The sequence below is a fragment of the Microbacterium sp. SORGH_AS_0421 genome (assembly GCF_030818635.1).
Lineage (GTDB): Bacteria > Actinomycetota > Actinomycetes > Actinomycetales > Microbacteriaceae > Microbacterium.
In genome coordinates this window covers 2,380,494-2,406,199 of the sequence record NZ_JAUTAO010000001.1, presented here as the reverse complement: position 1 = coordinate 2,406,199, position 25,706 = coordinate 2,380,494, and the positions used below count along the sequence as shown (strand labels likewise).

Below are 25,706 nucleotides of genomic sequence, written 5' to 3'. Positions count from 1 at the left end.
GCTACTCCGCCAGCGTTCTCGACGCCTCGACCCAGTCGTCGAGCTTCGCGGAGGCGCGGCCGTCGTCGATCGCGGCCGCGGCATCGGCCATGGCCTCGGCCAGTCGCTCCAGGATCGGACGCTGCACCTGCGCGGCATCCTGGAACAGTCGGAACGACACCAGACCCGCCGCGGCGTTCAGCAGCACGATGTCGCGCACGGCACCCTGGTCGCCGCCGAGCACGCGCCGCACCACGGCGGCGTTGTGGTCGGGAGACCCGCCCAGCAGGTCGTCCATGTCGGCGAGCGGGATGCCGAGATCGCGCGGATCCAGGTCGTGCTCGTGGACGTCACCGCGGCTGATCTCCCACACCCGGCTGTGCCCGGTGGTGGTCAGCTCGTCGAGACCGTCGTCGCCACGGAACACCAGGGCGGTCGCTCCGCGCGTGCGGAAGACGCCCGTGATGAGCGGCACGCGGTCGAGGTGCGCGACGCCCACCGCATTGGCCTCGGCGCGCGCGGGGTTGCAGAGCGGGCCGAGGAAGTTGAACACCGTCGGCACGCCGAGCTCCGACCGGGTGGCCGCTGCGTGGCGGAAGCCCGGGTGGAAGGCCGAGGCGAAGGCGAAGGTGATGCCCGTGCGGTCCAGGATCTCGGCGACCTTCTCGGGCGACAACGTCAACCCGATCCCCAGAGACGACAACACGTCCGAAGACCCCGAGGCCGAGCTCGCGGCACGGTTGCCGTGCTTGACGACGGGGACTCCGGATGCCGCGGCCACGACAGCCGCCATGGTCGAGATGTTCACGGTGCCGTAGCGGTCGCCGCCCGTGCCGACGATGTCGAGGACATCGGCGCGGACCGGGAGGGGCACCGCGGCTTCGAGGATCGCGTCGCGGAAGCCGACGATCTCCTCGACCGTCTCGCCCTTGGCCCGCAGCGCCATGAGGAACCCGCCGAGTTGAGAGGGCGTCGCCTCCCCCGCCATGACCTTGCGCATGGCCCAGGTGGACTCCGACACGCTGAGGTCGTCGCCGGCCAGCAACGACGAGAGGAGATCGGGCCAGGTGAAACGTTCCGCCATGCCATGATCCTTCCACACGCGTGTCGCGCGACAGCGCTCCGCACCCGCCGACGAAACAGCCTCCGTACCGGGGATTACTTGGAGATTCTGAGGCTTCCCTAAGTCTCGACGATGGAATATCGCAGGGTAGGGATGGGAATATCGGGCTCTCGGATCGCGCATAATGGAACGGTGACGACCTCAGCGACGTATTCCCAGGCTGTGCGTGCCGTGAAGCGGCCCGACCCGGTCGCCGTGGGCACCATCGTGTGGCTGGGCAGCGAGGTCATGTTCTTCGCCGGCCTGTTCGCGATCTACTTCACCCTCCGCAGCACGTCGGCCTCTCTGTGGGCCGAAGAGACGCAGCTGCTGAACGTTCCCTTCGCGACCGTCAACACGATCATCCTCGTGCTGTCTTCGGTCACCTGCCAGATGGGCGTCTTCGCCGCGGAGCGGTACCAGCCGTACCGCACCGGCAAGGCCACCGGCTTCCTGAAGTGGGGAATGGTGGAGTGGTTCTACCTCACCTTCATCCTCGGCGCGGTCTTCGTGTCGGGTCAGGTGTGGGAGTACGCGACCCTGGTAGCCGAAGGCATGCCCATCAGCGCCAACCCCTACGCCTCGGCCTTCTACATCACCACCGGCTTCCACGCCCTGCACGTGACGGGTGGCCTCATCGCCTTCCTGCTCGTGATCGGCCGTGCGTACGCCGTGAAGAACTTCGGTCGGAAAGAGATGACCACCTCGATCGTCGTGTCGTACTACTGGCACTTCGTCGACGTCGTCTGGATCGCCCTGTTCTTCGTCATCTACTTCCTCAAGTAAGAGAGCAGTACTCCACATGGCACGCGAGAAGAAGACTCGTCGGGCGTCCGGGCGTCGTAGCCCCCTGGCCGCCGCCGCGCTCATCGGCATCGGACTCCTCCTGACCGGAGGCGTCTACGCCGGCGCATCGGCCGCGATGGCCGCCACCTCCAGCACCCCCACGAGCGAGGCGAACTCGGCGTCGGCGGTCGAAGAAGGGCAGAAGCTCTTCCAGGCCAACTGCGCCACGTGCCATGGTCTCGACCTGCAGGGCAGCCAGCAGGGCCCGTCGCTCTTCGGCGTCGGCGAGCTCTCGGTGCACTTCCAGGTGTCGACCGGTCGTATGCCGTTGCAGGCCCAGGGTCCGCAGGCTCCGGTCAAGCCCGTGCAGTTCACCGAGGAGCAGGTCAACGCGATCGCCGCGTACGTCCAGTCATCGGCCCCCGGCCCGAGCTACCCCACCGAAGACCTGGTCGACGGTCAGGGCGACCTGTCGCACGGCGCAGAGCTCTTCCGCATCAACTGCGCCATGTGTCACAACGTGGCCGGCGCCGGTGGCGCGCTCACCGAGGGCAAGTACGCCCCCGACCTGCACACCACCACCCCGGTCAACATCTACGCGGCCATGGTCACCGGCCCGCAGAACATGCCGGTGTTCAACGACCTGAACCTCACCCCCGAAGACAAGCGCGACGTCATCTCCTACCTGATGTACCTGCAGAAGAGCGACTCGCCCGGTGGCTACGCCCTCGGTTCGCTCGGCCCGGTCTCGGAGGGTCTGTTCATCTGGATCTTCGGTATCGGGGCGCTCATCGCCCTGACCGTGTGGATCACGGCGAAGTCCAACTGACCGTCGTCTTCGACATTACGTAAACGCACGAGGAGCACCATGGCACACGAGGACGACGCACTCGAGCACGAGAGGGCTTCCTGGAAGCCCACCTCGGGGCTCGCCGTCGCGGTTCCCGACGCCGTACAGAACCCCGGCCTTCCCGGCCACCGTCAGCGCATGACCGACCAGGACCCGCAGGCGATGAAGCGTGCGGTTCGCACGGTCTACACCCTGTTCTACTTCTCGGTCGCGGCGAGCATCTGGGCGAGCATCGCCTACATGATCTTCCCGATCGAGTCGGGCGCGCTGATCGACATCCGGTACAACAACCTCTTCATCGGACTCGGCATCGCCTTCGCGCTGCTGGCGATCGGCATCGGCACCATTCACTGGGGCAAGTCGGTCATGTCCGACAAGGAGTACATCGAGGACCGTCACGCCACCCGTGGCCGTGACGAGGTCCGCGAGGGTGCGATCAATGTCTTCGCCGAGGCCGACAAGGACTCGGGGTTCGGACGTCGTGAGATCATTCGCAACTCGATGTTCGCCGCCCTGGCTGCCTCGGTCATCCCGGGTATCACGCTGTTCCGAGGCTTGGCGCCGCAGGACCAGGACCCGGTGAAGCTCCTCAGCCACACCATGTGGAAAGAGGGCATGCGCCTGACGCACGACCCCTCGGGTCGTCCGATCCGCGCGGCGGACGTGACCTTGGGGTCCGCCTTCCACGTGATCCCCGAGGAACTCGCGGGCCTGGGCCACGACGAGGGCTACCTCGAAGAGAAGGCCAAGGCGATCGTTCTGCTCATGCGCATGCAGCCTGAGCAGCTCAACCCCGAGACCAACAACCTGGACTGGTCGTACGACGGCATCATCGCGTACTCGAAGGTCTGCACCCACGTCGGTTGCCCCGTCGCGCTCTACGAGCAGCAGACCCACCACCTCCTGTGCCCCTGCCACCAGTCGCAGTTCGACGTCGCCAACGGTGCGGCCGTCATCTTCGGCCCCGGCCGCCCGTCCCCTGCCGCAGCTCCCCATCACCGTCGATGCCGAGGGTTACCTCGTCGCGCAGAGTGACTTCCACGAGCCCGTCGGCCCCAGCTTCTGGGAGCGCTCATGAGCATCGGTACCCATCCCACCGAGAACGTCACCACCGAACCCGCGGTGCACGCGGGTCCCCCCGCGACGAGCGGGCGCGACGGCAAGCCGCTCGGCGGCCGCTTCGTCGGCTCGGTCGCGAACTACATGGACGAGCGCACGAGTATGTCGGGCATCGTCAAGGAGCTCGGCCGCAAGGTCTTCCCCGACCACTGGTCGTTCATGCTCGGCGAGATCGCTCTGTGGAGCTTCGTCGTCGTGCTGCTCTCCGGCACCTTCCTGACGTTCTTCTTCCAGGCTTCGATGGTCGAGACGCACTACAACGGTGCGTACGAGCCCATGCGCGGTATCGCGATGTCCGCCGCCATGGAGTCGGCTCTGCACATCTCGTTCGATCTGCGCGGCGGCCTGCTCGTTCGCCAGATCCACCACTGGGCGGCGCTCGTGTTCGTCGCCGGTATCGGCGTGCACATGCTCCGCGTGTTCTTCACGGGCGCGTTCCGCAAGCCCCGCGAGCTCAACTGGGTCGTCGGCTTCATCCTGTTCATCCTCGCGATGGCCGAGGGCTTCACCGGATACTCGCTCCCTGACGATCTGCTCTCCGGCAACGGCCTGCGCATCATCGACGGCATGATCAAGGGTCTGCCGATCATCGGCACGTGGACGTCGTTCCTGCTCTTCGGTGGCGAGTTCCCCGGTACCGCGATCGTCGGACGCCTCTACACGCTGCACATCCTGCTGCTGCCGGCGATCCTCGTGGCGCTCCTCGCGGTGCACCTCATGCTGATGATCATCAACAAGCACACCCAGTTCGCCGGCCCCGCCCGCACGAACAGCAACGTCGTGGGCTACCCGATGCTCCCGGTCTACGCCTCCAAGATGGGTGGCTTCTTCTTCATCACGTTCGGTGTGATCGTGCTGATCGCTGCTCTCGTGACCATCAACCCCATCTGGAACTACGGTCCGTACGACCCCTCCCCGGTCTCCGCGGGAACGCAGCCCGACTGGTACATCGGCTTCGCCGACGGCATGCTCCGTCTGATCCCGCCGCACCTCGAGTTCGTGCTCTGGGACCACACCTTCTCGTGGAACATCATCATCCCCGTCGGCGTGCTGGGGCTGTTCATCGTCCTGGTTCTCGTGTACCCCTTCATCGAGGCCTGGGTGACCGGAGACAAGCGCGAGCACCACATCGCCCAGCGTCCGCGCAACGCCGCGACGCGCACCGCGATCGGCGCCGCCGGCGTGACGTTCTACGCCGTGATGTGGGCGGCTGCGTCGTCCGACATCATCGCCACGCACTTCCACCTCACGATGGAAGGTGTCATCCACGTCCTGCAGGCCCTGCTGATCCTGGGTCCGATCCTCGCCTACTTCATCGCGAAGCGCGTCTGCATCGCGCTGCAGAAGAAGGACCGCGAGATCGCGCTGCACGGCTATGAGTCCGGTCGCATCGTCCGTCTCCCCGGTGGCGAGTACATCGAGGTCCACCAGCCCGTCGACGAGTACGAGCGCTGGAAGCTGATCGACAACGAGACCTACGAGCCGCTGGTCGTGCGTCCCAACGCCAAGGGTGAGATCCCCTGGTACGAGAACGTCCGCGGTTCCGTGTCGCGCTGGTTCTTCGAGGATCGTCTCGCTCCCCTCACGCAGGCCGAGCTCGACGCCGCGGTGGCTCACCAGCACCACGAACTCGACCACATCGATCACGAAGAGGCCGACGAGATCGCTGGCGCCAACGCTCGTGCCGACGAGGATGGTCGCCCCCGTAACGCGGTGGGTGAGCGTACCGAGGTCGAGATCCCGGCTCCCAAGGGTCTCGAAGAGCGCAACCGCCCGGAGGGCGACAAGAGCGAGTGATCGCCTCCCCCAAGAACCCCGGTGCTTCGGCACCGGGGTTCTTGCGTTCTCCCCGCCGTGCCTCACGTCCGCGAGAGACACGTAGCCCGAGCCACACCTCCATCGACGCCGAGAGGGTCTGGCAGGCAGGCACCGCGGAATGGCATCCGTGCTCCTCCCCCGGCGTGACGCGCTCCCCTAACGTGGGAGACATGACCGACGCTCAGGATTACTTCTCGCGCCGCCTCGCCTTCGAGACCGACCCCAGCGACGTGTACGCGGCCCAGAAGAACGGCGACCGCTTTGTGCTCGTCGACGTGCGCGGCGACGAGGCCTGGGCGCAGGGACGCATCACGGGCGCCGTTCACATGCCGTATCGAGACATCGACGATCGCGCACCTCTCGAGATCGCGCTCGATACCCCCGTCGTGGTGTACTGCTGGAGCCCCGGCTGCAACGCCGGGCAGAAGGGCGCCCTCGCCTTCGCCCGCCTCGGCTACGAGGTCCGCGAGATGATCGGCGGCTACGAGTACTGGGTACGTGAGGGTCAGCCCTTCGAGAACGACCGGGGTCCCTGCGAGCGGGTCTTCGACCCGACGGTCATGGTCGTCCGCTCCTGACCTCGAACACGACACAGGATGCCGTTAGGCTGCCGGGATGCAGCATCCCCCTCTGGAACCGTTCGACTCCGGGTTCGTGGAAAGGCCGGACGGCGCCCGGCTGTATTGGGAGACCTCCGGTAATCCGCGAGGGCGACCAGCGCTCTATCTGCATGGCGGACCCGGCGGGAATCTCGGCAAGGGCGGGTACCGACGCCGGTTCGACCCCGCCCTTCATCTGATCGTCGGGATCGATCAGCGCGGTTGCGGGCGGAGCGAGCCCTGGGCGATGGACGACCTCTCCAGCCTGCAGCATCAGACCATGGACGACCTCCTCGCCGATATCGAGGCGGTGCGGGTGCATCTCGGCATCGACCGCTGGCTCTTGCACGGAGTGTCGTGGGGATCCACCCTGGCGCTCGCGTACGCCCTCGAGCATCCCGATCGCGTCACGGAGATCGTCAACTTCGCCGTCACGACCGGAGGGCGATGGGAGATCGATTGGATCACCGACGGCATCGCTCCGGTGTTCCCCGAGGCGTATGAGCGCCTCCGTTCGCTCCTGCGCGCGGATGAGCGCACGATCGAGGGCTACGCACGGCTCTTGACCCAGGGCGATCCCCATATGCGCCAAGTGGCCGCCGACCAGTGGGACGAGTGGGAGGCCACCCACATGTCCCTGGGCCCGCTCTCCACCCCGGGTCCGCTGCACGACGACGAGCGGCACAGACGAAACTTCGCCACCCTGGTCTCGCACTACTGGGCGCGCGACTGCTTCCTCACCGGTGACGCGGCCATCCTCGCCCGTGCGGAACAGCTCGCCGGCATCCCCGGGGTCCTCGTCCACGGACGGCGAGACATCAGCGGGCCGGCATTGACGGCGTGGAGACTGCACCGCGCCTGGCCAGGATCCCGCCTAGAGATCGTCGAAGAGGACGGCCACGGTGGACCGCGGAGCGCGGAACTCTCTCAAGAAGCGATGGACGCGTTCGCCCGGGCATCGCGATGAACGCCGATCGACGAGACCGAGCCTGACCGGACTCTTCGTTGCCGGACGCGTCAGGCTGTTTCGACGTCCTCGGCGAACCAACGCGCCGCAGAACCGCAGAACACCGGGTCGCCGCCCACCGTCTGATCGTCGTCGACGACATCGCAGACGACGACGGTCACGTTATCGCGCGTGCCGGCCTCGAGCGCGAGCGCCACAGCTGCGGCGGCGGCAGATCGTGGGTCCGGCACCTCGCCGACGAGGCGGGCGACATCCGCCTCGGGGACGTAGTCGGTCAGGCCGTCGCTGCAGAGCACCCAGCGGTCGCCGGTCACCGGCGGACGCTCGGCGACGGAGACGACGTCTCCCTCTGCGCCCCCGAGCGAAGCGGTGATGATGTTGCGCCGCGGGTGTGCCTGTGCGGCCTCGGGAGGGATGATCCCGTGGTCGACGAGCGCCTGAACATACGAATCATCACGCGTCTCGCGCGTGAACTCGCCGTCGCGGAGCAGGTACGCCCGCGAGTCACCGGTGTGCGCGAGCAGCAGCTCGCCGCTCACACTGAGGAAGATACCCGTGAACGTCGTCGCCATGCCCTGCAGCGCAGGGTCACGCTCGACGTGGGCGCGGATGTCCCAGTTCGCTTCGCGGATGCGCACGAGCAAGCCGTCCGCATCCATCCCGCCGCCGCGCGTGGCGACGAGGCGATGAAGGAGCGCAGCAGACGCGAGGTCTCCAGAAGGCCCTCCTCCGACGCCATCTGCCACCGCCGCACCCCAGGACGCCGCAAAAGCGGCGTCCTGGTTGGTGGGACGGTGGGAGCCGGCGTCGGAGACGGCGGCCGCATTCAGCCGAATGGGCACGGGATCAGCGCGCGAAGTACCCGCGGTAGTACTCGTACACCCAGCCGACGATGGCGATGACGAAGATCGCGAATCCGACGGGGACGAGCCAGCTTCCGACGGCAAGACCGATCACCGCGATCGCCGCGGAGGCAGCGAGAACGATGGGCCACCACGACCACGGGCTGAACTCGCCCATCTCGGGGTCACCGTCGTCGATGTCCGCAGTGAGGGTGTCCTCGGGAAGATCACCGCGCTGCGCCTTCATGACGCGCGAGATGTAGAAAGCGATCATCGACGACATCAGTCCGAGGAAGACGAGCGCGACGCTGCCCACCCACTCGACTCCACCGTGCTGGAGAAGACTCCAGACGGTGTAGACGGCGGCGATCAGGAAGCCGAAGACGGCCAGGAGCCACCAGAGTCCAACGTTGGTACGCATTCTTACTTGACCTCTCCAGCCGCAGAGTCGACCACGGGCGCCTCGGGCGCGTCCTTCGCGGGGCCCACGCCGACCGGGATGCCGGCCTCGGGGTGGTTCAGATCGAAGGCGGGACGCTCACTGCGGATACGCGGGATCGAGGTGAAGTTGTGACGCGGCGGGGGGCACGAGGTGGCCCACTCGAGCGAGGCACCGTAGCCCCACGGGTCGTCGACCGTCACGCGCGGCGCCTTGCGGGCGGTGATCCAGACGTTCAGGAGGAACGGGATCATCGACGCGCCGAGGATCATCGACCCGACGGTCGAGAGCTGGTTCTCCCACGTCCATCCATCAGCGGCCGCGTAGTCGGCGTAGCGACGGACCATGCCGTCGACACCCAGCCAGTGCTGGATGAGGAAGGTCATGTGGAAGCCGATGAACAGCATCCAGAAGTGAACCATGCCCAGACGCTCGTTGAGCATCTTGCCCGTCCACTTCGGCCACCAGAAGTAGAACCCGGCGAACATCGCGAACACCACGGTGCCGAACACGACGTAGTGGAAGTGAGCCACCACGAAGTACGAGTCGGACAGGTGGAAGTCGAGCGGGGGCGACGCGAGGATGACGCCGGTCAGACCACCGAAGACGAACGACACGAGGAAGCCGAGGGCGAAGACCATGGGCGTCTCGAAGGTGACCGAGCCGCGCCAGAGCGTTCCGATCCAGTTGAAGATCTTCACGCCGGTCGGGACCGCGATCAGCATCGTCATGAGGGCGAAGAACGGCAGCAGCACACCGCCGGTGACGTACATGTGGTGCGCCCACACCGCGACCGACAGGGCCGCGATCGCGATGGTCGCGTACACGAGGGTCTTGTACCCGAAGATCGGCTTGCGGCTGAAGACCGGGAAGATCTCGGAAACGATGCCGAAGAACGGCAGCGCGATGATGTACACCTCGGGGTGTCCGAAGAACCAGAAGAGGTGCTGCCAGAGGAGCACTCCGCCGTTCTCGGGGCTGTAGATGTGGGCGCCGAGCACGCGGTCGGCGGCGGCGGCGAAGATGGCCGCGGCCAGCACGGGGAACGCAAGCAGGATCAGGATGCTGGTGATCAGCGTGTTCCACGAGAAGATCGGCATGCGCCACATCGTCATACCGGGGGCACGCATCGTGAGCACGGTGGTGATGAAGTTGACCGCACCGAGGATCGTGCCGAAACCGCTGATGCCGAGACCGAGCATCCAGAGGTTGCCGCCGACGCCCGGCGAGAAGCTGGCGTTGGCGAGTGGCTGGTAGGCGAACCAGCCGAAGCCGGCCGCGCCCTGCGGGGTGAGGAAGCCGGAGACGGCGATGGTCGACCCGAACAGGAACAGCCAGAACGCGAACGCGTTCAGACGGGGGAACGCCACGTCGGGGGCGCCGATCTGCAACGGCAGCAGCGCGTTCGCGAAGCCCGCGAACAACGGCGTCGCGAACATGAGCAGCATGATCGTGCCGTGCATGGTGAAGAGCTGGTTGTACTGCTCTTTGGTCGGGATGATCTGCATGCCCGGCTCGAACAGCTCGGCGCGGATGATCAGCGCCATGACACCACCGAGCATGAAGAACATGACGGAGGCGATCAGGTACATGTACCCGATGGTCTTGTGGTCGGTGGAGGTGATCCACTTGACGACCAGGTTGCCCTTCTGCTCGACACGCGTGGTGCTGAGCAGTGCGGCTTGACGCGGCGGGAGAGTCGTCGGCCGCGAGGGGCCCGTCCCCTGGAGCGGAAGCGTCGTGGCCATGATCACTCGTTCCCTTCGGTACCGGCCGTCGTCAGGTTCTGCAGACGCGACAGGTCGCTGATGTCGCCCACGTCGCCGGCACGGCGCAGCGAGTCGAGGTAGGTGTTGTACTCGTCTTCGCTGACGACCTTGACGTTGAAGAGCATGGCGGAGTGGTACTCGCCGCAGAGCTCCGCGCACTTGCCCTCGTACGTGCCTTCACGGGTGGGCGTGAACGACCACTCGTTGTCGCGACCGATGTACATGTCTTTCTTGTAGAGGAAGTCGATGATCCAGAACGAGTGGATGACGTCGCGCGAGCGGAGGTCGATCTTCACGGTCTTGTTCACCGGCAGGTACAGCGTCGGGACGTCCTGGAGGTCGTACCCGTCGGACGTGGCCTTGGCCTGGACGCCCATGGAGTACACGGCGTCGGAGTTGTCTTCCTTCGTGCCGTTGTACTGGAAGTCCCACGCCCACTGCTTGCCATAGGCGGTGATCGAGACGTCAGGGTTCTCGTACTGCGTCTCGAGCGTGTTCTGGTCGCGCGCCGTGAAGGCGAAGAAGCCCACCACCAGAATGAGCGGCACGACCGTGTAGAAGATCTCGACCGGCATGTTGTAGCGCAGCTGCACCGGCAGACCGGACTGACCCTTGCGACGGCGGTACGCGATGACCGACCACAGCATGAGGCCCCAGGTGATCACACCCACGGCGAGGAGGACGATCCACGAGTTGACCCAGAGCCCTGCGACCATGTCGGTGTGGTTCGTGGCGGCCGGGCCGTCATCGACGAAGCCAGGCAAGAAGCCGTGGAGCTGGGTGGTGGTGCAGCCGGAGAGGGCCGCGACGGATGCGATTCCGAGGGGAAGCGCTGCCCAGCGAAGGCGACGTTTGGAGGGCACAATGCACCTTTCCGGGTCGTGGATGTTGCTCTGACAGTCTAGAGCAACCTCTCACCGTTCTCAGGCCATTCGTCCAGTGCCGAGACATCGAGAACCCCCGGTTTCCGCGGTGTGATCCGGGATTCCGGGGGCTCTCGATTCAGCGCCGGAGACCGGCGTCGGGGTCAGTGGAAACTGTCTCCACAGGCGCAGGAACCCTGCGCGTTGGGGTTGTCGATCGTGAAGCCCTGCTCCGAGATCGTGTCCTTGAAGTCGATGTTGGCGCCGTCGAGGTACGGAACGCTCATGTCGTCGACGATGACCTCGACGCCGTCGAAGTCGACGACCTTGTCTCCGTCGAGGTAACGCTCGTCGAAATACAGCTGGTATATGAGGCCGGAGCAGCCGCCGGGCTGGACGGCGACGCGCAGACGCAGGTCGTCGCGGCCCTCCTGCGAGAGCAGGCTCTTCACCTTGTCGGAAGCGGCCGCGGTCAGGCCGACGCCGTGCTCGCGGGTGTCGGCGGAGGACGACAGTGTGGTGTCGGTCATGGCGATGCCCTTCGGTTGTTCGGTCGCGGGGACGGGACGAGTCTACGCCCGTCCCGCCCGCGCGGCCTCGATCAGTGCGAGCGCGCGTTTAGACGCGCGAGCAACAGCGCCTCGGAGACCAACGCGTTGCGGAAGGTCTCGAGGTGCAGCGACTCGTTCGGACTGTGCGCCCGGGCGTGGGGATCTTCCACGCCCGTCACGAGGATCTGCGCCTCCGGGAACTCGCGGACGAGGTCGGAGATGAACGGGATCGACCCGCCGATGCCGACGTCGACGGAGTCGACCCCGTATCCGTCGGCGAACGACGCCCGCGCCTCTTCCACGGCCCACCCGCTCGTGTCGACGAGGAACGAGTCACCGCAGTCGACGTCGCTGAATTCCAACTGCGCTCCGAACGGGGCGTGGGCGCGCAGATGCGCCTCGACCGCGGCGAAGGCCTCTCGGGCGTCCTGCCCGGGGGCCACGCGCGCGCTGATGACCACACTCGTCTGCGGAGAGAGGGTGTTGGATGCCGCCTCGACCGGGGTGGCATCCCAACCGGTGATCGTGATCGACGGCTTGTTCCAGATGCGACTGAGGATCGAATCGCGTCCGATCGGGCTCACCCCTTCGAGCAGGCCGGATTCGGCGCGGAGCGCGGACTCGTCGTAGGCGGGCGTCTCGGCGTCGCGCACGGCGAGGCCGTCGACCGCGACGGCGCCGTCGTCGTCCCACAGGGTCGCGAGCAGCTTGACCGCGGCGAGCATGGCATCCGGAACCGCCCCGCCCATCATCCCGGAGTGCGACGCGTGTTCGAGAGTGCGCACGGTCAGGGTGAAGCGGGCGTTGCCGCGCAGGGAGACGGTCAGACCGGGGGTGCGCTCGTCCCAGTTGCCGGAGTCGGCGACGACGATCACGTCGGAGCGGAGGACCTCGGCGTTGTCGGCGAGGAACTGCCCGAAGGAGCGCGAGCCGTACTCCTCCTCGCCCTCGATGAAGACGGCGATGCCGAGGTCGAGGTCGTCGCCGAGAACCTCGGAGACGGCCCGGATGGCGCCGACGTGGGCCATGACGCCGGCCTTGTCGTCGGCAGCGCCGCGACCGTAGAGTCGCCCGTCGCGGACGGTGGGCTCGAACGGCGGCGAATCCCAGAGCGCCTCGTCTCCGGGGGGCTGCACGTCGTGGTGGGCGTAGAGCAGCACCGTGGGGCGACCGTTTCGGGCCGCGCGCGTGGCGAGAACGGCGGGCTGACCGAACTCCTCGGTTCCGGGGATCGCGGCGCGCTTCACCTCGACGGAATCGAAGACGCCGGTGCCCTCGAGGAGGGCGGCCACGGCGTCTGCGCTCTTCACGAGCGCTGACTGGTCGAAGGCCGGCCATGCGATCGAGGGGATGCGTACGAGGGAGCCGAGATCGGCGAGGGCGGAGGGGATGCCGGCGTCCGCTGCTTTTTGCACAGCGTCCTGCCGGGACAGGTCGAGGGTCATGCGGGTAATCTTAAATCTCCCGATCAGCGAAGCACCGAGGTTTCCCGTGGCCAAGTCCCCCGCACCCGCCCCCAACGACACTCCCGTCGAGCCGACGGAGCTCGGTTCGGGCAAGGGCCGCGCGACGCCGTCGCGCGCCGAGCAGGAGGCCGCCCGCAAGCGTCCGCTCGTGCCCGACACCAAAGAGGCCAAGGCCCGCGCCCGCGCCGAGCTCGCCGCTCAGCGCGAGAAGGCGCGCATCGGAATGGCCGCCGGTGAGGAGAAATACCTCCCCGTGCGCGACCGCGGTCCGCAGCGTCGCTTCGCCCGCGATTTCGTCGACGCCGGGTGGCACCTCGGTGAGGGCGTCATGCCCTTCATGATCCTCGTGATCGTGGCGACCCTGATCCCCGTCTCGTTCTTCCAGTACTGGTCGTTCGTGGCGCTGTGGATCTTCATCCTCTTCGTCGTCGGCGACATGATCATCACGTCGATCCGCATCAAGAAGGCCGCCAAGGAGAAGTTCGGCGAGAGCCGGCTCGAGAAGGGCCTCGGCTGGTACGCCGCTATGCGCACCGTCCAGATGCGCTTCATGCGCCTCCCCAAGGCGCAGGTCAAGCGCGGTCAGTACCCCGTCTGACCCCGGTTTCCACGAAACGGCGCGCCTTCGGGCGCGCCGTTTCTGCGTTGCGGGCCCATCACCCCGTTTCGGCGTTGAGTGTCCAAGACACGCCGCTCGAGAACGTCTGGGCACGGCGTGTTCTGGACACTCGACACGCGTGCCGGCGCCTGCGGGCGGGGTCAGCGACGGGGCGCGAGAGTGGGAGACGCGTGCGCGGGTCAGCGGGTGCGGGCGAGACCGCGGTTGATCTGGCGGGCCCACAGCGGGCCGCGATAGAGGAATCCGGTGTACCCCTGCACGAGGGTCGCACCGGCGTCGAGGCGCTCGCGCACGTCGGCAGCGGTCTCCACTCCCCCGGCCGAGATCACGACGAACTCCGCCGGGACGACCTCGCGGACGAGCCGGAGCACGTCGACGGCACGCTTCTTCAACGGCGCGCCCGACAGCCCACCGGCGCCCATCGCCTCCACCCTCGCGGCATCCGTGCTCAGACCGGTTCGCGCGATCGTCGTGTTCGTGGCGATGATGCCGGCGAGCCCCGAATCGACGGCGAGGCGCGCGATGTCCTGCACCTCCGCGTCGTCGAGATCCGGGGCGATCTTCACGAGCAGGGGCGTATCGCCCGCGGCATCCCGCACCTCGGTCAGGAGCGGACGCAGCGTCTCGACGGCCTGCAGACCCCGCAGACCGGGAGTGTTGGGAGAGGAGACGTTGACGACGAGGTAGTCGGCGAGAGGGGCGAGCAGTCGCGCGCTGCGGACGTAGTCGGTCGTGGCGTCCTCGACGGCGACCACGCGGCTCTTGCCGATGTTGACGCCGATGATCGGGCGCCGACGCGAACGACGCACGCGGCGCAGTTTCGCCGCGGCCGCGGCCGCACCGTCGTTGTTGAACCCCATGCGGTTGATGACCGCGCGGTCGGCGACCAGGCGGAACAGACGGGGTTTCGGGTTGCCCGGCTGCGGGAGCGCGGTGATGGTCCCCACCTCGACGTGTCCGAACCCGAGGGCTCCGAGGCCACTGACCATCGTGACGTTCTTGTCGAAGCCCGCGGCGACGCCGAAAGGCGAGTCGAACACGAGGCCGAGCGCCTCGACCTTCTGCGCGGGCACGGGCGCGGTGAAGCGACGGACGAGGGATGCCACCTGCCGCACCCCCGCAGCACGGATCACGACCGCGCCGAGATGGTGAGCGACCTCGGGGTCGAGGCGGGTGAGGACCGTACGGAAGAGAAGGGGATACATCCCCGCCAGGTTACTGGACCGGGTCGTCCTCGCCGATCCGTGCCGTCGAGCGCTCGGCGTGGTCGGCCCGCAGCTGAGCGATCGCGACGTCGAAGTCGTCGAGCGAGTCGAACGCCTGATAGACGCTCGCGAAGCGCAAGTAAGCGACCTCGTCGAGCTCGCGCAGCGGACCGAGGATCGACAGACCGATCTCGTTCGCCTCGATCTGCGACGACCCGGTCTGACGGATGTTCTCTTCGACCTGCTGAGCGAGCACCGCCAGGTCGGCATCGGTCACCGGCCGCCCCTGGCACGCCTTGCGGACGCCCGACATGACCTTCTCCCGGCTGAAGGGCTCCACGACACCGGAGCGCTTGATGACGTTGAGGCTGGCGGTTTCCACCGTCGAGAAACGCCCGCCGCACTTGGGACACTGGCGACGTCGACGGATGCTGAGGCCATCGTCGCTCGTGCGCGAGTCGATGACGCGAGAGTCCGGGTTCCGGCAGAAGGGGCAGTGCATGACGCCGCCAGACTACGCGTCGAAGCGCGCGGTCACGGCCTCGCCGTGCGCGGGCAGCGCCTCGGCGTCGGCGAGGGTCACGATGGCATCGCGCACCCGCGCGAGGGCGTCGCGGTCGTACTCGACGACCTGCTGAGGCCGTAGGAACGTCGCCGCCGACAGACCGGCGCCGTAGCGTGCCTGTCCCCCGGTGGGCAGCACGTGGTTACTGCCCGCGAGATAGTCGCCGAGGCTGACCGGGGTGTAGGGGCCGACGAACACGGCACCCGCGTTGACGAAGTCCTCGGGCCGCGGGTCGGAGAGGTGCAGCTCGAGATGCTCGGGCGCGTAGGCATTGCTGAACGCGGTGGCCTGGGCGAGGTCGTCGACCAGCACGACGGCCGACTGCGGGCCGTGGAAGGCCGCGGTGACGCGCTCGCTGTGGCGGGTGGCGGCGACGCGGCCAGGCAGAGCCGCGAGCACGGCCTCGGCCAGGTCGGCGGAGGCGGTGACCAGCACGGCGGAGGCCTGCTCGTCGTGCTCGGCCTGGCTGACCAGGTCGGCGGCGACGAGGGAGGGGACGGCGCTGTCGTCGGCGACCACGAGGATCTCGGTCGCTCCGGCCTCGGAGTCCGTTCCGACCCGACCCGCGACGGCGCGCTTGGCGGACGCCACGAAGTTGTTGCCGGGGCCGGTCACCACATCGACCGGGTCGAGCCCGATCTCGCCGACGCCGTGGGCGAAGGCGCCGATCGCTCCCGCGCCGCCCATGGCGTAGACCTCGGTGACGCCTAGAAGCTTGGCGGCGGCGAGGATGACCGGGTGCACGCGTCCGCCGAACGCGGCCTGCGGCGGAGAGGCAAGGGCCACCTCGCGCACTCCCGCCACCTGTGCGGGAACGACGTTCATCACGACGCTCGAAGGATAGACGGCCTTGCCACCCGGGACGTACAGACCCACGCGGCGCACCGGCTGCCACCGCTGGGTCACGCGTGCACCCTCGCCGAGCTCGGTGACGACGGGGGCAGGCACCTGGGCCGCGGACGCGGTGCGCACGCGCGCGATGGCCTCGTCGAGAGCGGCACGGATGCCGGGATCCAGATCGCGCAGGGCTTCGTCGAGGTGGTCGGCTGGCACGCGCAGGGCGTGATCGCTCACCCGGTCGAAACGCGCGGCCTGCTCGCGAAGAGCTTCTTCGCCGCGCCGGGCGACGTCGTCGACCAGCCGGGCGGCGGTGGCGAGGGCCTCGTCGCGGGCGGCGTCGGCTCGCGGGACGACGGCGAGAAGCTCGGCCGGCGAGAGCACGCGGCCGCGGAGATCGATCGTGCGAAGCATGTGTTCCAGGCTACCGGCGCCTGCGAGCCGCCTCGCGCGGGGCGGGCGGCTCGCAGGCTCTGTTCAGCCGCGTGTGACGCCGGAGACGTCGTGCAGGTAGCCGATGCGGCCGTCGTCGTGGCGGACGACGAAGGTCTCGCCGCGGTCCTCGATCACGAGCGCCCACGCCGTGGGACCGATGTGGAAGATCGGTGTGCCGTAGTCGTCTACGATCTCGCGCTGCTCGGGAGCAAGCGCCCAGAACGCCTGCGCGTGCGGGTGGTCTTCGTGAGCGGTGCGCTGCTGGGAGGTGGGCTCGTCGCCCGAGGGGGCCTCCCAGCGCGAGTGATCCTCGCGGTCGTTCGCGCGATCGTCGTCATCGGCCCGCAGCGGAGCGAACACATCGGTGTCGTTGGCATCGGCATGGGCGGGGAACACGCTGGTCGCCGGTGCCGGGTCGTGCGAGAGATCGGTCGAGCCGGTGTAGCTGCCCGGGACGGAGACGTCCGCCCCGGCCTCGGCGCCCGAGTCGGCGGCCGGCACGGGGGTCGCCGTCTGCTCCGCCGCTTTCGGGGTACGCGGGTTACGCGGGCGCGCCACGACCGGACGGATCGGACGCGCGTTGCGGTGAGCCGGGATCTCTTCTCGACCACGGAAATCGGCCGAGAAGGGCGGGATCAGCGGCGCGAACACGGTGAGGACGACGCCCGCCAGCAGGAGGACGGCCTCGACCCAGATCACCCAGGAGCGCGTCCAGACTTCATTCGAACCGAAGACCGCGACCGTGTCCCACACCCACGCGATCCACACCAGGGCCGAGACGGTGAAGGCGACGGAGGCGAACTGGTCGATGCCGAGCGAGCCGACGCGCCGGATGCCCTGGGGCGACAGGCGCCGGAGCACGATGAGGCCGACCGCGACGGTGGGAAGGGCGATGGACGGGATCCACCACAGACCCGAGAGCCAGACGTTGGCACCACCGACGAGGACCCCGGAGCCCGATTCGAGGATGTTGGTGCGGAAGAACGAGACGAAGAACGCCACGACCCAGATGCCGAGGAGCGCGACCTCGCGAACGGAGAACGGACCGACGCCGTAGTTGGGGCGGTCGGCACCTCCGTCGACCTGCGAGTGAGTGCCGGTGCGGGCGTTCGCGTGCGCCGCGGCGGGTACGGACCCGCCGCGGGATCCGGCGTCGAGAGCGCCGGTGTCGTGGCCTCCCGTGTCGGTCAGATCTGCGACGTCGCCATCGGAGCCCCGTCGACGTGCGCCGGTCGGCTGGTAGGGCGCGCGATCCTCGGTGCGGGATGGGTCGAGTGCGTCGGGGTCGGTGGGCGTGAAGCCGTCGTGGGGGGTCGGATCGGTCACGGTGGTCCTTTCGGAGGGCGGCAAGCGCCCGGTCATCCTAACCAGGGGGTCCCCAGCATCCGCTGGGGTTGCAACTCTTTACGGAGGTGCGTCGATCAGCCGAGGCAGTTCGGGCCGAGGAGGCCCTTAAGCTCGCCGAACAGGTCGGCGGTCACGCGGACGGGCATCGGCACCTCGAACACTTTGGCGGTGCCGCCTTTGTGCAGCTTGAGGACGACCTCGGTCGAACCGGAATGCCGGCGCAGCATCTGCGCGAGCTCGCCGACGAGAGCCTCGTTCGCGCGCTGCTCCGGAACGACGAGGGTGAGCCCGCCCGCATCGTCGAGACCCTCGAGGTCGGGAGCGAAGGCGCTCTGCGCGTGCAGGTTCAGCCCGTCGTCGCGGCGCGAGACCCGACCACGCACCACGAGGATGGAGTCTCCCTGCAGGATCGGCGCGAACTCCGCGTAGGTCTTGCCCATGAACATCACGGTCACCTCGCCGTTGAAGTCCTCGACGGTGACCATGCCGTAAGGGTTGCCGCTCTGCTTCGCGACGCGGTGCTGGACACTCGTCAGCAGGCCCGCCACGGTGACCTGATCGCCGTCCTGGACGTCCTCGGAGGCGAGGAGATCGTGGATCGACGTCGAGGCGTGCTTGGCGAGGGGCACCTCGAGACCGGCCAACGGGTGGTCGGACACGTAGAGCCCGAGCATCTCGCGCTCGAAGGCGAGTTTGTCCTTCTTGGTCCACTCGGGACGCTCGGGGACCTTCTCGACCTGCTGCGGTTCGTCCCACAGAGAGTCGAAGTCGAAACCCACCTCGCCGTTCGCCTCGCGACGCTTGTCGAGCACGGCCCCCTCGCACGCGTCCTCGTGGATCTCGACGAGGGCGCGGCGGGTCGACCCTAGCGAGTCGAAGGCGCCGGCCTTGATGAGCGATTCCACCGTGCGCTTGTTCGCCACGTGCAACGGGACCTTCGACAGGAAGTCGTGGAACGACGTGTACTTGGCATCTTGTCTGGCCGAGACGATCCCGTCGACGACGTTCGTTCCGACGTTGCGGACAGCTCCGAGGCCGAAGCGGATGTCCTCGCCGACGGCCGCGAAGAAGCGGATCGACTCGTTGACGTCGGGCGGCAGCACCTTGATCCCCATGCGACGGCACTCGTTGAGGTAGACCGCCATCTTGTCCTTCGAGTCCCCGACGCTCGTGAGCAGAGCGGCCATGTACTCGGCGGGGTAGTGCGCCTTGAGGTAGGCGGTCCAGTACGACACGAGACCGTAGGCGGCGGTGTGCGCCTTGTTGAAGGCGTAGTCCGCGAACGACTCGAGCACCTTCCACAGCGTCTGCTGCGCGACCTCGCCGAAACCGCGCTCGGTCATGCCGCCGAAGAACGTCTCTTTCTGCTTGTCGAGCTCGCTCTTCTTCTTCTTGCCCATCGCGCGACGCAGCAGGTCGGCCTGGCCGAGGGTGTAGCCGGCGACACGCTGGGCGACGGCCATCACCTGCTCCTGGTAGACGATCAGGCCGTACGTGGTGTCGAGGATGTCCGCCAGCGGTTCTTCGAGCTCGGGGTGGATGGGCTCGATCTCTTGCTGCTTGTTCTTGCGCAGCGCGTAGTTGATGTGCGAGTTCACGCCCATGGGGCCCGGGCGGTACAGCGCGAGCACCGCCGAGATGTCCTCGAAGTTGTCGGGGCGCATGAGACGCAGAAGCGAACGCATCGGCCCGCCATCGAGCTGGAACACACCGAGCGTGTCCCCGCGGGCGAGGAGCTCGTACGAGGCGGGGTCGTCGAGCTCGAGGTCCTCGAGCACGAGGGGGTGACCGCGGTTGGCTTCGATGTTGTCGAGGGCGTCGTTGATGATCGTGAGGTTTCGAAGCCCCAGGAAGTCCATCTTGATCAGGCCGAGCGACTCGCACGCCGGGTAGTCGAACTGCGTGACGATCTGGCCGTCCTGCTCGCGGCGCATGATCGGGATGATGTCGATCAGCGGCTCGCTCGACATGATGACACCGGCCGCGTGCACGCCCCACTGGCGCTTCAGGTTCTCGAGCCCCAGAGCGGTGTCGAAGACCGTCTTGGCCTCGGCATCGGTCTCGATGAGGGTGCGGAACTCGCTCGCCTCTTTGTACCGGGGATGCTCGGGGTTGAACATGCCGTCGAGCGGCATGTCCTTGCCCATCACGGCCGGGGGCATGGCCTTGGTGAGGCGGTCTCCCATGCTGAAGGGGAATCCGAGCACGCGACCGGCGTCCTTCAGCGCCTGCTTGGCCTTGATCGTGCCGTAGGTCACGATCTGGGCGACGCGCTCGTCGCCGTACTTCTCGGTGACGTACTGGATGACCTCGCCGCGGCGACGGTCGTCGAAGTCGACGTCGAAGTCGGGCATCGAGACGCGGTCGGGGTTGAGGAAGCGCTCGAAGATGAGGCCGTGCTGCAGCGGATCGAGGTCGGTGATCTTCATCGCGTACGCGACCATCGAGCCGGCACCGGAACCACGGCCGGGACCGACGCGGATCCCGTGGTCCTTCGCCCAGTTGATGAAGTCGGCGACGACGAGGAAGTATCCGGGGAACCCCATCTGGAGGATGACGTCGGTCTCGTACTCGGCCTGCTTGCGCACGGCATCCGGGATGCCGCCGGGGTATCGGTCGTGCAGCCCGTTCTCGACCTCTTTGATCATCCAGCTGCCCTCGGTCTCGCCGTCGGGCACGGGGAAGCGCGGCATGTAGTTGGCCGAGGTGTCGAACTCGACGTCGCAGCGCTCGGCGATGAGCAGCGTGTTGTCGCACGCCTCGGGGTGATCGCGGAACACCTGACGCATCTCGGCGGGCGACTTGACGTAGTAGCCGTCACCGTCGAACTTGAAGCGCTTCGGATCATCGAGCGTCGAGCCCGACTGCACGCAGAGCAGCGCGGCGTGGCTCGTCGCGTCGTGCTGGTGCGTGTAGTGCAGGTCGTTGGTTCCCAGGAGCGGGATGCCGAGATCTTTCGACAGCTTCAGCAGGTCGCCCATGACGCGGCGCTCGATCGAGAGGCCGTGGTCCATGATCTCGGCGAAGTAGTTCTCTTTGCCGAAGATGTCCTGGAACTCGGCGGCCGCGGCCCGGGCGGCTTCGTACTGACCGAGGCGCAGGCGCGTCTGCACCTCGCCGGACGGGCAGCCGGTGGTGGCGATGAGGCCCTTGCTGTAGGTCTGCAGCAGCTCTCGGTCCATGCGGGGCTTGAAGTAGTAGCCCTCCATGCTCGCCTTGGACGACAGCCGGAAGAGGTTGTGCATGCCCTGCGTCGTCTCCGACAGCAGTGTCATGTGCGTGTAGGCACCCGAACCCGAGACGTCGTCGCTCTGCTGTTCGGGCGTGCCCCAGCGCACGCGCGTCTTGTCGGAACGGTGAGTGCCGGGGGTGACGTAGGCCTCGATGCCGATGATCGGCTTGATGCCCGCGTCTTTCGCGGTCTTGTAGAACTCGAAGGCCGCGAAGGTGTTCCCGTGGTCGGTGACGGCGATGGCCGGCATGCCCTGTTTGACGGCCTCTTGGACCATCGGGCCGATGCGGGCCGCACCGTCGAGCATCGAATACTCGCTGTGCACGTGAAGGTGAACGAAGGAGTCTGCTGCCACGGGTCGAGTCTACGTTCGGCCCCCGACATCGATCACGGAAGTTCGCAGCCGGCGCTCAGTTCGACGCGCTCCCCCGGGCGCGTCGCCGGGGTCCCGGCATCCGGTCCGTCCGTCTGCGCCCAGGGAGCGTGCCGATCGTCGGTCAGGCCCCGTCGCCGAGCAGCTCGAGGGCGTGCGCGAGATCCGCGGGGTACGGGGACTCGAACTCCACCCGCTCCCCCGAGCCGGGGTGCGTGAAGGCAAGTCGATGCGCGTGCAGCCACTGGCGTGTAAGACCGAGGCGGGCCGACAGCGTGGGGTCGGCGCCGTACAGGGGGTCGCCGGCGCAAGGGTGGCGGTGGGCCGCCATGTGGACGCGGATCTGGTGCGTGCGTCCGGTCTCGAGATGGATCTCGAGGAGGGAAGCGCGCGGGAACGCCTCGATCGTCTCGTAGTGCGTCACGGAGTCTTTGCCGTCCGGCGTCACGGCGAACTTCCACGAATGATTCGGATGCCGGCCGATCGGCGCGTCGATGGTGCCGGAGAGCGGGTCGGGGTGGCCCTGCACGACCGCGTGGTAGATCTTGTCGACCTCGCGCTCCTTGAAAGCGCTCTTGAGCAGCGTGTAGGCACGCTCGGTCTTGGCGACCACCATGAGTCCGCTCGTTCCGGCGTCGAGGCGGTGTACGACACCGCGCCGCTCGGCCGGTCCGCTCGTGGCGATGCGGAAGCCCGCCGCGGCGAGGGCGCCGAGCACGGTTGGTCCGTCCCACCCCACGGAGGGGTGGGCTGCGACACCGGCGGGCTTGTCGACCACGACGATGTCGTCGTCGTCATGCACGATGCCGAGGTCGGGGACCTCGACCGGCACGATCTCGGGCTCTCGCCTGGGCTCCCACTCGACGCTCAGCCAGGTGCCGGCGCGCAGGCGGTCGGAACGGCCGGCCACCCGGCCGTCGATGCTCACGCCACCGGCGTCGGCCACCTCGGCCGCGAACGTGCGCGAGAAGCCGAGCATCTTCGCCAGGCCCTGGTCGATGCGCGTCCCGTCGAGCCCGTCGGGGACGGGCAGGCTCCGCGACTCCATGTCAGCGAGCGCCCGGATCGGCGGGGGCTTCGACGTCGCCCTCGGCGGCATCCGCCGCCGTGCTCGAGGCCTTGGTCTCGCGGGTCCCGTCGAGCTTGAGGCCGAAGAGCACGAGGACGGCCACCGAGATCATCATGGTGACGATGAACATGTCGGCGACGTTGTAGATCGCGGGCATCATCCAGGGCGTCGAGATGAAGTCGACGACGTGACCCACGGGGAACCCGGGCTCTCGCACCAAGCGGTCGGTGAGGTTACCGAGCACACCGCCCAGAAGCAGTCCCAGCACGATGGCCCAGAGACGGGAACGGACACGACGAACGCCCAGATAGACGATCACGCACGCGACCACCGCCAGAGCGATCGTGAAGATCCATGTGACGCTTTCGCCGAGCGAGAACGCCGCACCGGGGTTACGGACGAGATAGAACTGCAGGAAGTCACCGATGATCGGGACCACGCGCTCCGAGGGGAGGCTGGCGATCGCGGCGTTCTTCGCAAACTGGTCGGCGGCCAGCACCAGCACCGCGAGAATCGCGATGGTGATGCCGGCCGCCGCCGTACGCAAAGGAGGTCGACTGCGCAAAGAGTCGGCCTACAGACCGATCGCCGACACCGGCGTCGAGCCCGAGGACGTCGCGGTGGTGTCGAGGTCACGGAGCTGACCCTCGATGTACGAGCGCAGCTGCGAGCGGTAGTCGCGCTCGAAGTTGCGCAGCTCGGTGATGCGACCCTCGAGCGTGGTGCGCTCCTTCTCGAGACGGGCGCGCTCTTCGCGGCCCTTCTGCTCGGCCTCGGCGACGATGGATGCCGCCTGAGCCTGCGCCTCACCGATGAGCTGGTCGCGCTGGGCCTTGCCCTCCGCGACGTGCTCGTCGTGCAGGCGCTGCGCCAGCTCGATGATGCCGGCGCTCTGGGCGGCGGGCTCGACGTCGTTCGACGGCGCGGAGGCGACGGGGGCCGGAGCGGGCGTCTCGGCGACGACCGGCTCTTCGACCTTGGGGGCCTCGGCGGCGGCCGGGGTGGCCTCGCCGGACTCGTACGCCGCGAGCTTGGTCTTCAGCTCTTCGTTCTCGGCGATCGTCTTGCGCCACTCGACGACGATCTCGTCGAGGAAGTCGTCGACCTCATCGGGGTCGAAGCCCTCCTTGAAGCGGACGTGCTGGAACTGCTTGGTGACGACGTCATCGGGGGTCAGTGCCATGGTGTTTCCTCTTTCGAGAGCTCTGATGTCGGAACTGTGGGGGTGTCGCACCGGGGCGTACCGCTTCGGAACAGCATAGCCGCCGCCCTCCACCGGTGTCGAAGATCACCGGTGAAGAAGCGGCGGCGAAGAGTCACACGGCCGCGAGGGACCGCGTCACACTCAGAAGCATGAAGCAGACGAACATCACGATCGCGAAACCGAAATCGATCGCGATCCCCCCGATGCGCAGGGGTGGGATAAAGCGACGGATCAGCTTGATGGGCGGGTCCGTCACGGTGTAAACGATCTCTGCCAACACCAGCGTGACGCCGCGTGGACGCCATTCACGGTTGAACATCGGGATGTACTCGAGCACGAGGCGCGCGAGCAGGAGCACGATGAAGATGAACAGGATCGCGCTGAGAATGGAGCCGACGAGGCTCAGAACGGCCACTGTTACTGGGACGCGAAGGGCGCAGCTTCAGGGTCGGCCTGCGCGATCGCACCATCGCCGGACACGGCGATGTTCTCGGGCGAGAGCAGGAAGACCTTGCTCGTGACCCGCTCGATGCGACCGTACAGCCCGAGCGAGAGACCGCTCGCGAAGTCGATCAGGCGGCGCGCGTCGGCGTCGCTCATCTGCGACAGGTTGATGATGACCGGGATTCCCTCGCGGAAGTTCTCGGCGATCGTCTGCGCATCGCGGTACTGCTTGGGGTGCACCGTGAGGATCTCGCTCACGGGTCCGGCCGCGGGCTGGCGCACCACGGCGGGACGGTGCAGGGGGGTCACCGGCGCGGACTTCTCGAGGGGAGCGGCAGCGGTGGGCTGCTTGCGCGCGATGGGCTGCGGCGCGGTCTCCTCGTAGGTCTCTTCCTCGTCGGCGAGGCCCAGGTACACCATCGTCTTCTTGAGGGGGTTCGACATCGCATCCTCCGTTCGCTCGTCTGGTCCGAGGCTAGTCGCGCGGGGGCCTCGGGCCCGTGATTGCGGAGCCGATCCGCAGGTGTGTCGCGCCCATTGCGATCGCTTCGGGGAAATCTCCGGTCATCCCGGCCGAGATCCACCGCGCGTCGGCGACGACCGAGCGCACCGCGTCGGCGCAGCGGTGCAGTCGCTCGAAGGCGCGGGCGGGTTCTTCGTCGAGAGGAGCGACCGCCATCACCCCCCGGAGGCGCAGCGTCGACAGGCCCGCGACGTGGGCGGCCAGCTCTTCGACGGCCTCGGGTGCGACTCCCCCACGCCCCGGGTCGTCGGTGAGGTTCACTTGCACGAGCACGTCGAGCAGATCACCGTCGACACCGGCGGCGTGCAGCGCGTCGGCGATCCGCGATCGGTCGACCGAGTGCACGGCATCCGCCCCCGCCCGCACCGCGCGGGCCTTGTTCGTCTGCGCCTGACCGATGAAGTGCCAGACGAGGTCGGGGACCTCCTCGAGCTCGGCCCGCTTGGCGGTGAGCTCCTGCTGGCGGTTCTCGCCCACGTGCCGGACGCCGAGGGCGTGCAGATCGGCGACGAGGGATGCCGGGTGGAACTTCGTGACGACGATGCGGGTGATCTCACCGGGGTCGCGGTTCGCGCTACGCGCGGCGTCGCGGATGCGCGCGTCGACGTCGGCGAGGCGGTCGGCCAGGGCGGTGTCCATGCTGCTCCTTCGACGACGAGAGCGGGCCCGGTGGAGACCGGACCCGCTCGTCGTACCGTTCGCT

Annotated in this window: 24 protein-coding genes and 1 pseudogene; 7 read left to right on the top strand and 18 right to left on the bottom strand. The window is 67.7% G+C overall.

The window, feature by feature from the left end:
* Window position 1: 1 nt before the first annotated feature.
* A complete protein-coding gene (trpD, locus tag QE416_RS11445; RefSeq protein ID WP_307316311.1) occupies window positions 2-1,063 on the bottom strand; it encodes an anthranilate phosphoribosyltransferase in 1,062 nt (353 codons plus the stop codon).
* Window positions 1,064-1,195: 132 nt separating this feature from the next.
* Here trpD and QE416_RS11440 point away from each other — a divergent pair, with 132 nt between their 5' ends.
* The 6 genes and pseudogenes from QE416_RS11440 (at window position 1,196) to QE416_RS11415 (ending at window position 7,220) form a co-directional block, all read left to right on the top strand.
* A complete protein-coding gene (locus QE416_RS11440) occupies window positions 1,196-1,867 on the top strand; it encodes a heme-copper oxidase subunit III (RefSeq protein ID WP_094733763.1) in 672 nt (223 codons plus the stop codon).
* 16 nt (window positions 1,868-1,883) lie between these two features.
* Entirely contained in the window at window positions 1,884-2,696 is an 813-nt protein-coding gene (locus QE416_RS11435) for a c-type cytochrome (protein ID WP_210076288.1), read from the top strand.
* Between the two features lie 39 nt (window positions 2,697-2,735).
* A pseudogene (locus tag QE416_RS11430) lies at window positions 2,736-3,795 on the top strand (Rieske 2Fe-2S domain-containing protein).
* On the top strand, window positions 3,792-5,633 hold the full coding sequence (locus tag QE416_RS11425) for a cytochrome bc complex cytochrome b subunit (protein WP_373458852.1): 1,842 nt from the start codon (window positions 3,792-3,794) through the stop codon (window positions 5,631-5,633). The pseudogene QE416_RS11430 and the gene QE416_RS11425 overlap by 4 nt, the downstream one beginning before the upstream one ends.
* 191 nt (window positions 5,634-5,824) lie before the next feature.
* Window positions 5,825-6,232, top strand: coding sequence for a rhodanese-like domain-containing protein (locus QE416_RS11420; protein WP_307316309.1), 408 nt, complete (start codon window positions 5,825-5,827; stop codon window positions 6,230-6,232).
* Between the two features lie 37 nt (window positions 6,233-6,269).
* Window positions 6,270-7,220, top strand: a complete 951-nt coding sequence (locus tag QE416_RS11415) for an alpha/beta fold hydrolase (protein WP_210076296.1) — start codon at window positions 6,270-6,272, stop codon at window positions 7,218-7,220.
* 50 nt (window positions 7,221-7,270) lie between these two features.
* Here QE416_RS11415 and QE416_RS11410 read toward each other — a convergent pair whose 3' ends face one another.
* The 6 genes from QE416_RS11410 to QE416_RS11385 form a co-directional block, all read right to left on the bottom strand.
* Window positions 7,271-8,062 carry a PP2C family serine/threonine-protein phosphatase gene (locus QE416_RS11410; protein WP_307316305.1) on the bottom strand — a complete coding sequence of 264 codons (792 nt, stop codon included), beginning with the start codon at window positions 8,060-8,062 and terminating at the stop codon, window positions 7,271-7,273.
* Window positions 8,063-8,066: 4 nt separating this feature from the next.
* Window positions 8,067-8,483, bottom strand: coding sequence for a cytochrome c oxidase subunit 4 (locus tag QE416_RS11405; protein WP_210076301.1), 417 nt, complete (start codon window positions 8,481-8,483; stop codon window positions 8,067-8,069).
* Between the two features lie 2 nt (window positions 8,484-8,485).
* Window positions 8,486-10,249: a cytochrome c oxidase subunit I gene (gene ctaD / locus QE416_RS11400; RefSeq protein WP_056227796.1), complete on the bottom strand. Its 1,764-nt coding sequence runs from the start codon at window positions 10,247-10,249 to the stop codon at window positions 8,486-8,488.
* 2 nt (window positions 10,250-10,251) lie between these two features.
* The gene (gene coxB, locus QE416_RS11395; protein ID WP_210076303.1) at window positions 10,252-11,133 is read right to left on the bottom strand and encodes a cytochrome c oxidase subunit II; all 882 of its coding nucleotides are present in this window, start codon (window positions 11,131-11,133) and stop codon (window positions 10,252-10,254) included.
* A gap of 164 nt (window positions 11,134-11,297) precedes the next feature.
* Window positions 11,298-11,663, bottom strand: coding sequence for an iron-sulfur cluster insertion protein ErpA (gene erpA / locus QE416_RS11390; RefSeq protein WP_210076305.1), 366 nt, complete (start codon window positions 11,661-11,663; stop codon window positions 11,298-11,300).
* Window positions 11,664-11,734: 71 nt separating this feature from the next.
* Window positions 11,735-13,129, bottom strand: a complete 1,395-nt coding sequence (locus tag QE416_RS11385) for a dipeptidase (protein ID WP_210076307.1) — start codon at window positions 13,127-13,129, stop codon at window positions 11,735-11,737.
* A 46-nt stretch (window positions 13,130-13,175) separates the two neighbouring features.
* On the opposite strand from QE416_RS11385, the gene QE416_RS11380 reads away from it, so the two are divergent.
* Window positions 13,176-13,748 carry a DUF3043 domain-containing protein gene (locus QE416_RS11380; RefSeq protein ID WP_210076309.1) on the top strand — a complete coding sequence of 191 codons (573 nt, stop codon included), beginning with the start codon at window positions 13,176-13,178 and terminating at the stop codon, window positions 13,746-13,748.
* A gap of 200 nt (window positions 13,749-13,948) precedes the next feature.
* On the opposite strand, the gene QE416_RS11375 is transcribed toward QE416_RS11380, so the two are convergent.
* The 11 genes from QE416_RS11375 to QE416_RS11325 form a co-directional block, all read right to left on the bottom strand.
* Entirely contained in the window at window positions 13,949-14,974 is a 1,026-nt protein-coding gene (locus QE416_RS11375; RefSeq protein ID WP_307316293.1) for a quinone-dependent dihydroorotate dehydrogenase, read from the bottom strand.
* A gap of 10 nt (window positions 14,975-14,984) precedes the next feature.
* Window positions 14,985-15,476, bottom strand: coding sequence for a transcriptional regulator NrdR (nrdR, locus tag QE416_RS11370; protein WP_267786745.1), 492 nt, complete (start codon window positions 15,474-15,476; stop codon window positions 14,985-14,987).
* A 12-nt stretch (window positions 15,477-15,488) separates the two neighbouring features.
* Entirely contained in the window at window positions 15,489-16,790 is a 1,302-nt protein-coding gene (gene hisD / locus QE416_RS11365) for a histidinol dehydrogenase (protein ID WP_307316289.1), read from the bottom strand.
* 63 nt (window positions 16,791-16,853) lie between these two features.
* A complete protein-coding gene (locus QE416_RS11360) occupies window positions 16,854-18,137 on the bottom strand; it encodes a hypothetical protein (RefSeq protein WP_307316285.1) in 1,284 nt (427 codons plus the stop codon).
* Window positions 18,138-18,232: 95 nt separating this feature from the next.
* Window positions 18,233-21,697 (bottom strand): DNA polymerase III subunit alpha, encoded by a 3,465-nt coding sequence (gene dnaE, locus QE416_RS11355; protein ID WP_373458881.1) that lies wholly within the window; start codon window positions 21,695-21,697, stop codon window positions 18,233-18,235.
* Between the two features lie 190 nt (window positions 21,698-21,887).
* Window positions 21,888-22,811, bottom strand: a complete 924-nt coding sequence (locus QE416_RS11350; protein ID WP_307316280.1) for an RluA family pseudouridine synthase — start codon at window positions 22,809-22,811, stop codon at window positions 21,888-21,890.
* A 1-nt stretch (window position 22,812) separates the two neighbouring features.
* The gene (lspA, locus tag QE416_RS11345; protein ID WP_307316278.1) at window positions 22,813-23,397 is read right to left on the bottom strand and encodes a signal peptidase II; all 585 of its coding nucleotides are present in this window, start codon (window positions 23,395-23,397) and stop codon (window positions 22,813-22,815) included.
* 9 nt (window positions 23,398-23,406) lie between these two features.
* On the bottom strand, window positions 23,407-24,015 hold the full coding sequence (locus QE416_RS11340) for a DivIVA domain-containing protein (protein ID WP_307316275.1): 609 nt from the start codon (window positions 24,013-24,015) through the stop codon (window positions 23,407-23,409).
* A gap of 133 nt (window positions 24,016-24,148) precedes the next feature.
* Window positions 24,149-24,451, bottom strand: coding sequence for a YggT family protein (locus tag QE416_RS11335; protein ID WP_094733641.1), 303 nt, complete (start codon window positions 24,449-24,451; stop codon window positions 24,149-24,151).
* Between the two features lie 2 nt (window positions 24,452-24,453).
* Complete coding sequence (locus QE416_RS11330; RefSeq protein ID WP_307316271.1) at window positions 24,454-24,924, bottom strand: cell division protein SepF; 471 nt, start codon at window positions 24,922-24,924, stop codon at window positions 24,454-24,456.
* A gap of 31 nt (window positions 24,925-24,955) precedes the next feature.
* On the bottom strand, window positions 24,956-25,642 hold the full coding sequence (locus tag QE416_RS11325) for a YggS family pyridoxal phosphate-dependent enzyme (RefSeq protein WP_094733639.1): 687 nt from the start codon (window positions 25,640-25,642) through the stop codon (window positions 24,956-24,958).
* Window positions 25,643-25,706: the final 64 nt, after the last annotated feature.

What these genes read in the sequence shown, in the direction of transcription:
- hisD (WP_307316289.1), bottom strand. Translation starts at nt 16,790, where the DNA reads ATGCTTCGCACGATCGATCTCCGCGGCCGCGTGCTCTCGCCGGCCGAG.
- nrdR (WP_267786745.1), bottom strand. Translation starts at nt 15,476, where the DNA reads ATGCACTGCCCCTTCTGCCGGAACCCGGACTCTCGCGTCATCGACTCG.
- QE416_RS11330 (WP_307316271.1), bottom strand. Translation starts at nt 24,924, where the DNA reads ATGTCGAACCCCCTCAAGAAGACGATGGTGTACCTGGGCCTCGCCGAC.
- QE416_RS11415 (WP_210076296.1), top strand. Translation starts at nt 6,270, where the DNA reads ATGCAGCATCCCCCTCTGGAACCGTTCGACTCCGGGTTCGTGGAAAGG.
- trpD (WP_307316311.1), bottom strand. Translation starts at nt 1,063, where the DNA reads ATGGCGGAACGTTTCACCTGGCCCGATCTCCTCTCGTCGTTGCTGGCC.
- QE416_RS11385 (WP_210076307.1), bottom strand. Translation starts at nt 13,129, where the DNA reads ATGACCCTCGACCTGTCCCGGCAGGACGCTGTGCAAAAAGCAGCGGAC.
- QE416_RS11435 (WP_210076288.1), top strand. Translation starts at nt 1,884, where the DNA reads ATGGCACGCGAGAAGAAGACTCGTCGGGCGTCCGGGCGTCGTAGCCCC.
- QE416_RS11350 (WP_307316280.1), bottom strand. Translation starts at nt 22,811, where the DNA reads ATGGAGTCGCGGAGCCTGCCCGTCCCCGACGGGCTCGACGGGACGCGC.
- QE416_RS11405 (WP_210076301.1), bottom strand. Translation starts at nt 8,483, where the DNA reads ATGCGTACCAACGTTGGACTCTGGTGGCTCCTGGCCGTCTTCGGCTTC.
- QE416_RS11340 (WP_307316275.1), bottom strand. Translation starts at nt 24,015, where the DNA reads ATGGCACTGACCCCCGATGACGTCGTCACCAAGCAGTTCCAGCACGTC.
- QE416_RS11420 (WP_307316309.1), top strand. Translation starts at nt 5,825, where the DNA reads ATGACCGACGCTCAGGATTACTTCTCGCGCCGCCTCGCCTTCGAGACC.
- QE416_RS11440 (WP_094733763.1), top strand. Translation starts at nt 1,196, where the DNA reads ATGGGAATATCGGGCTCTCGGATCGCGCATAATGGAACGGTGACGACC.
- QE416_RS11375 (WP_307316293.1), bottom strand. Translation starts at nt 14,974, where the DNA reads ATGTATCCCCTTCTCTTCCGTACGGTCCTCACCCGCCTCGACCCCGAG.
- ctaD (WP_056227796.1), bottom strand. Translation starts at nt 10,249, where the DNA reads ATGGCCACGACGCTTCCGCTCCAGGGGACGGGCCCCTCGCGGCCGACG.
- erpA (WP_210076305.1), bottom strand. Translation starts at nt 11,663, where the DNA reads ATGACCGACACCACACTGTCGTCCTCCGCCGACACCCGCGAGCACGGC.
- QE416_RS11325 (WP_094733639.1), bottom strand. Translation starts at nt 25,642, where the DNA reads ATGGACACCGCCCTGGCCGACCGCCTCGCCGACGTCGACGCGCGCATC.
- QE416_RS11425 (WP_373458852.1), top strand. Translation starts at nt 3,792, where the DNA reads ATGAGCATCGGTACCCATCCCACCGAGAACGTCACCACCGAACCCGCG.
- dnaE (WP_373458881.1), bottom strand. Translation starts at nt 21,697, where the DNA reads ATGCTCGACGGTGCGGCCCGCATCGGCCCGATGGTCCAAGAGGCCGTC.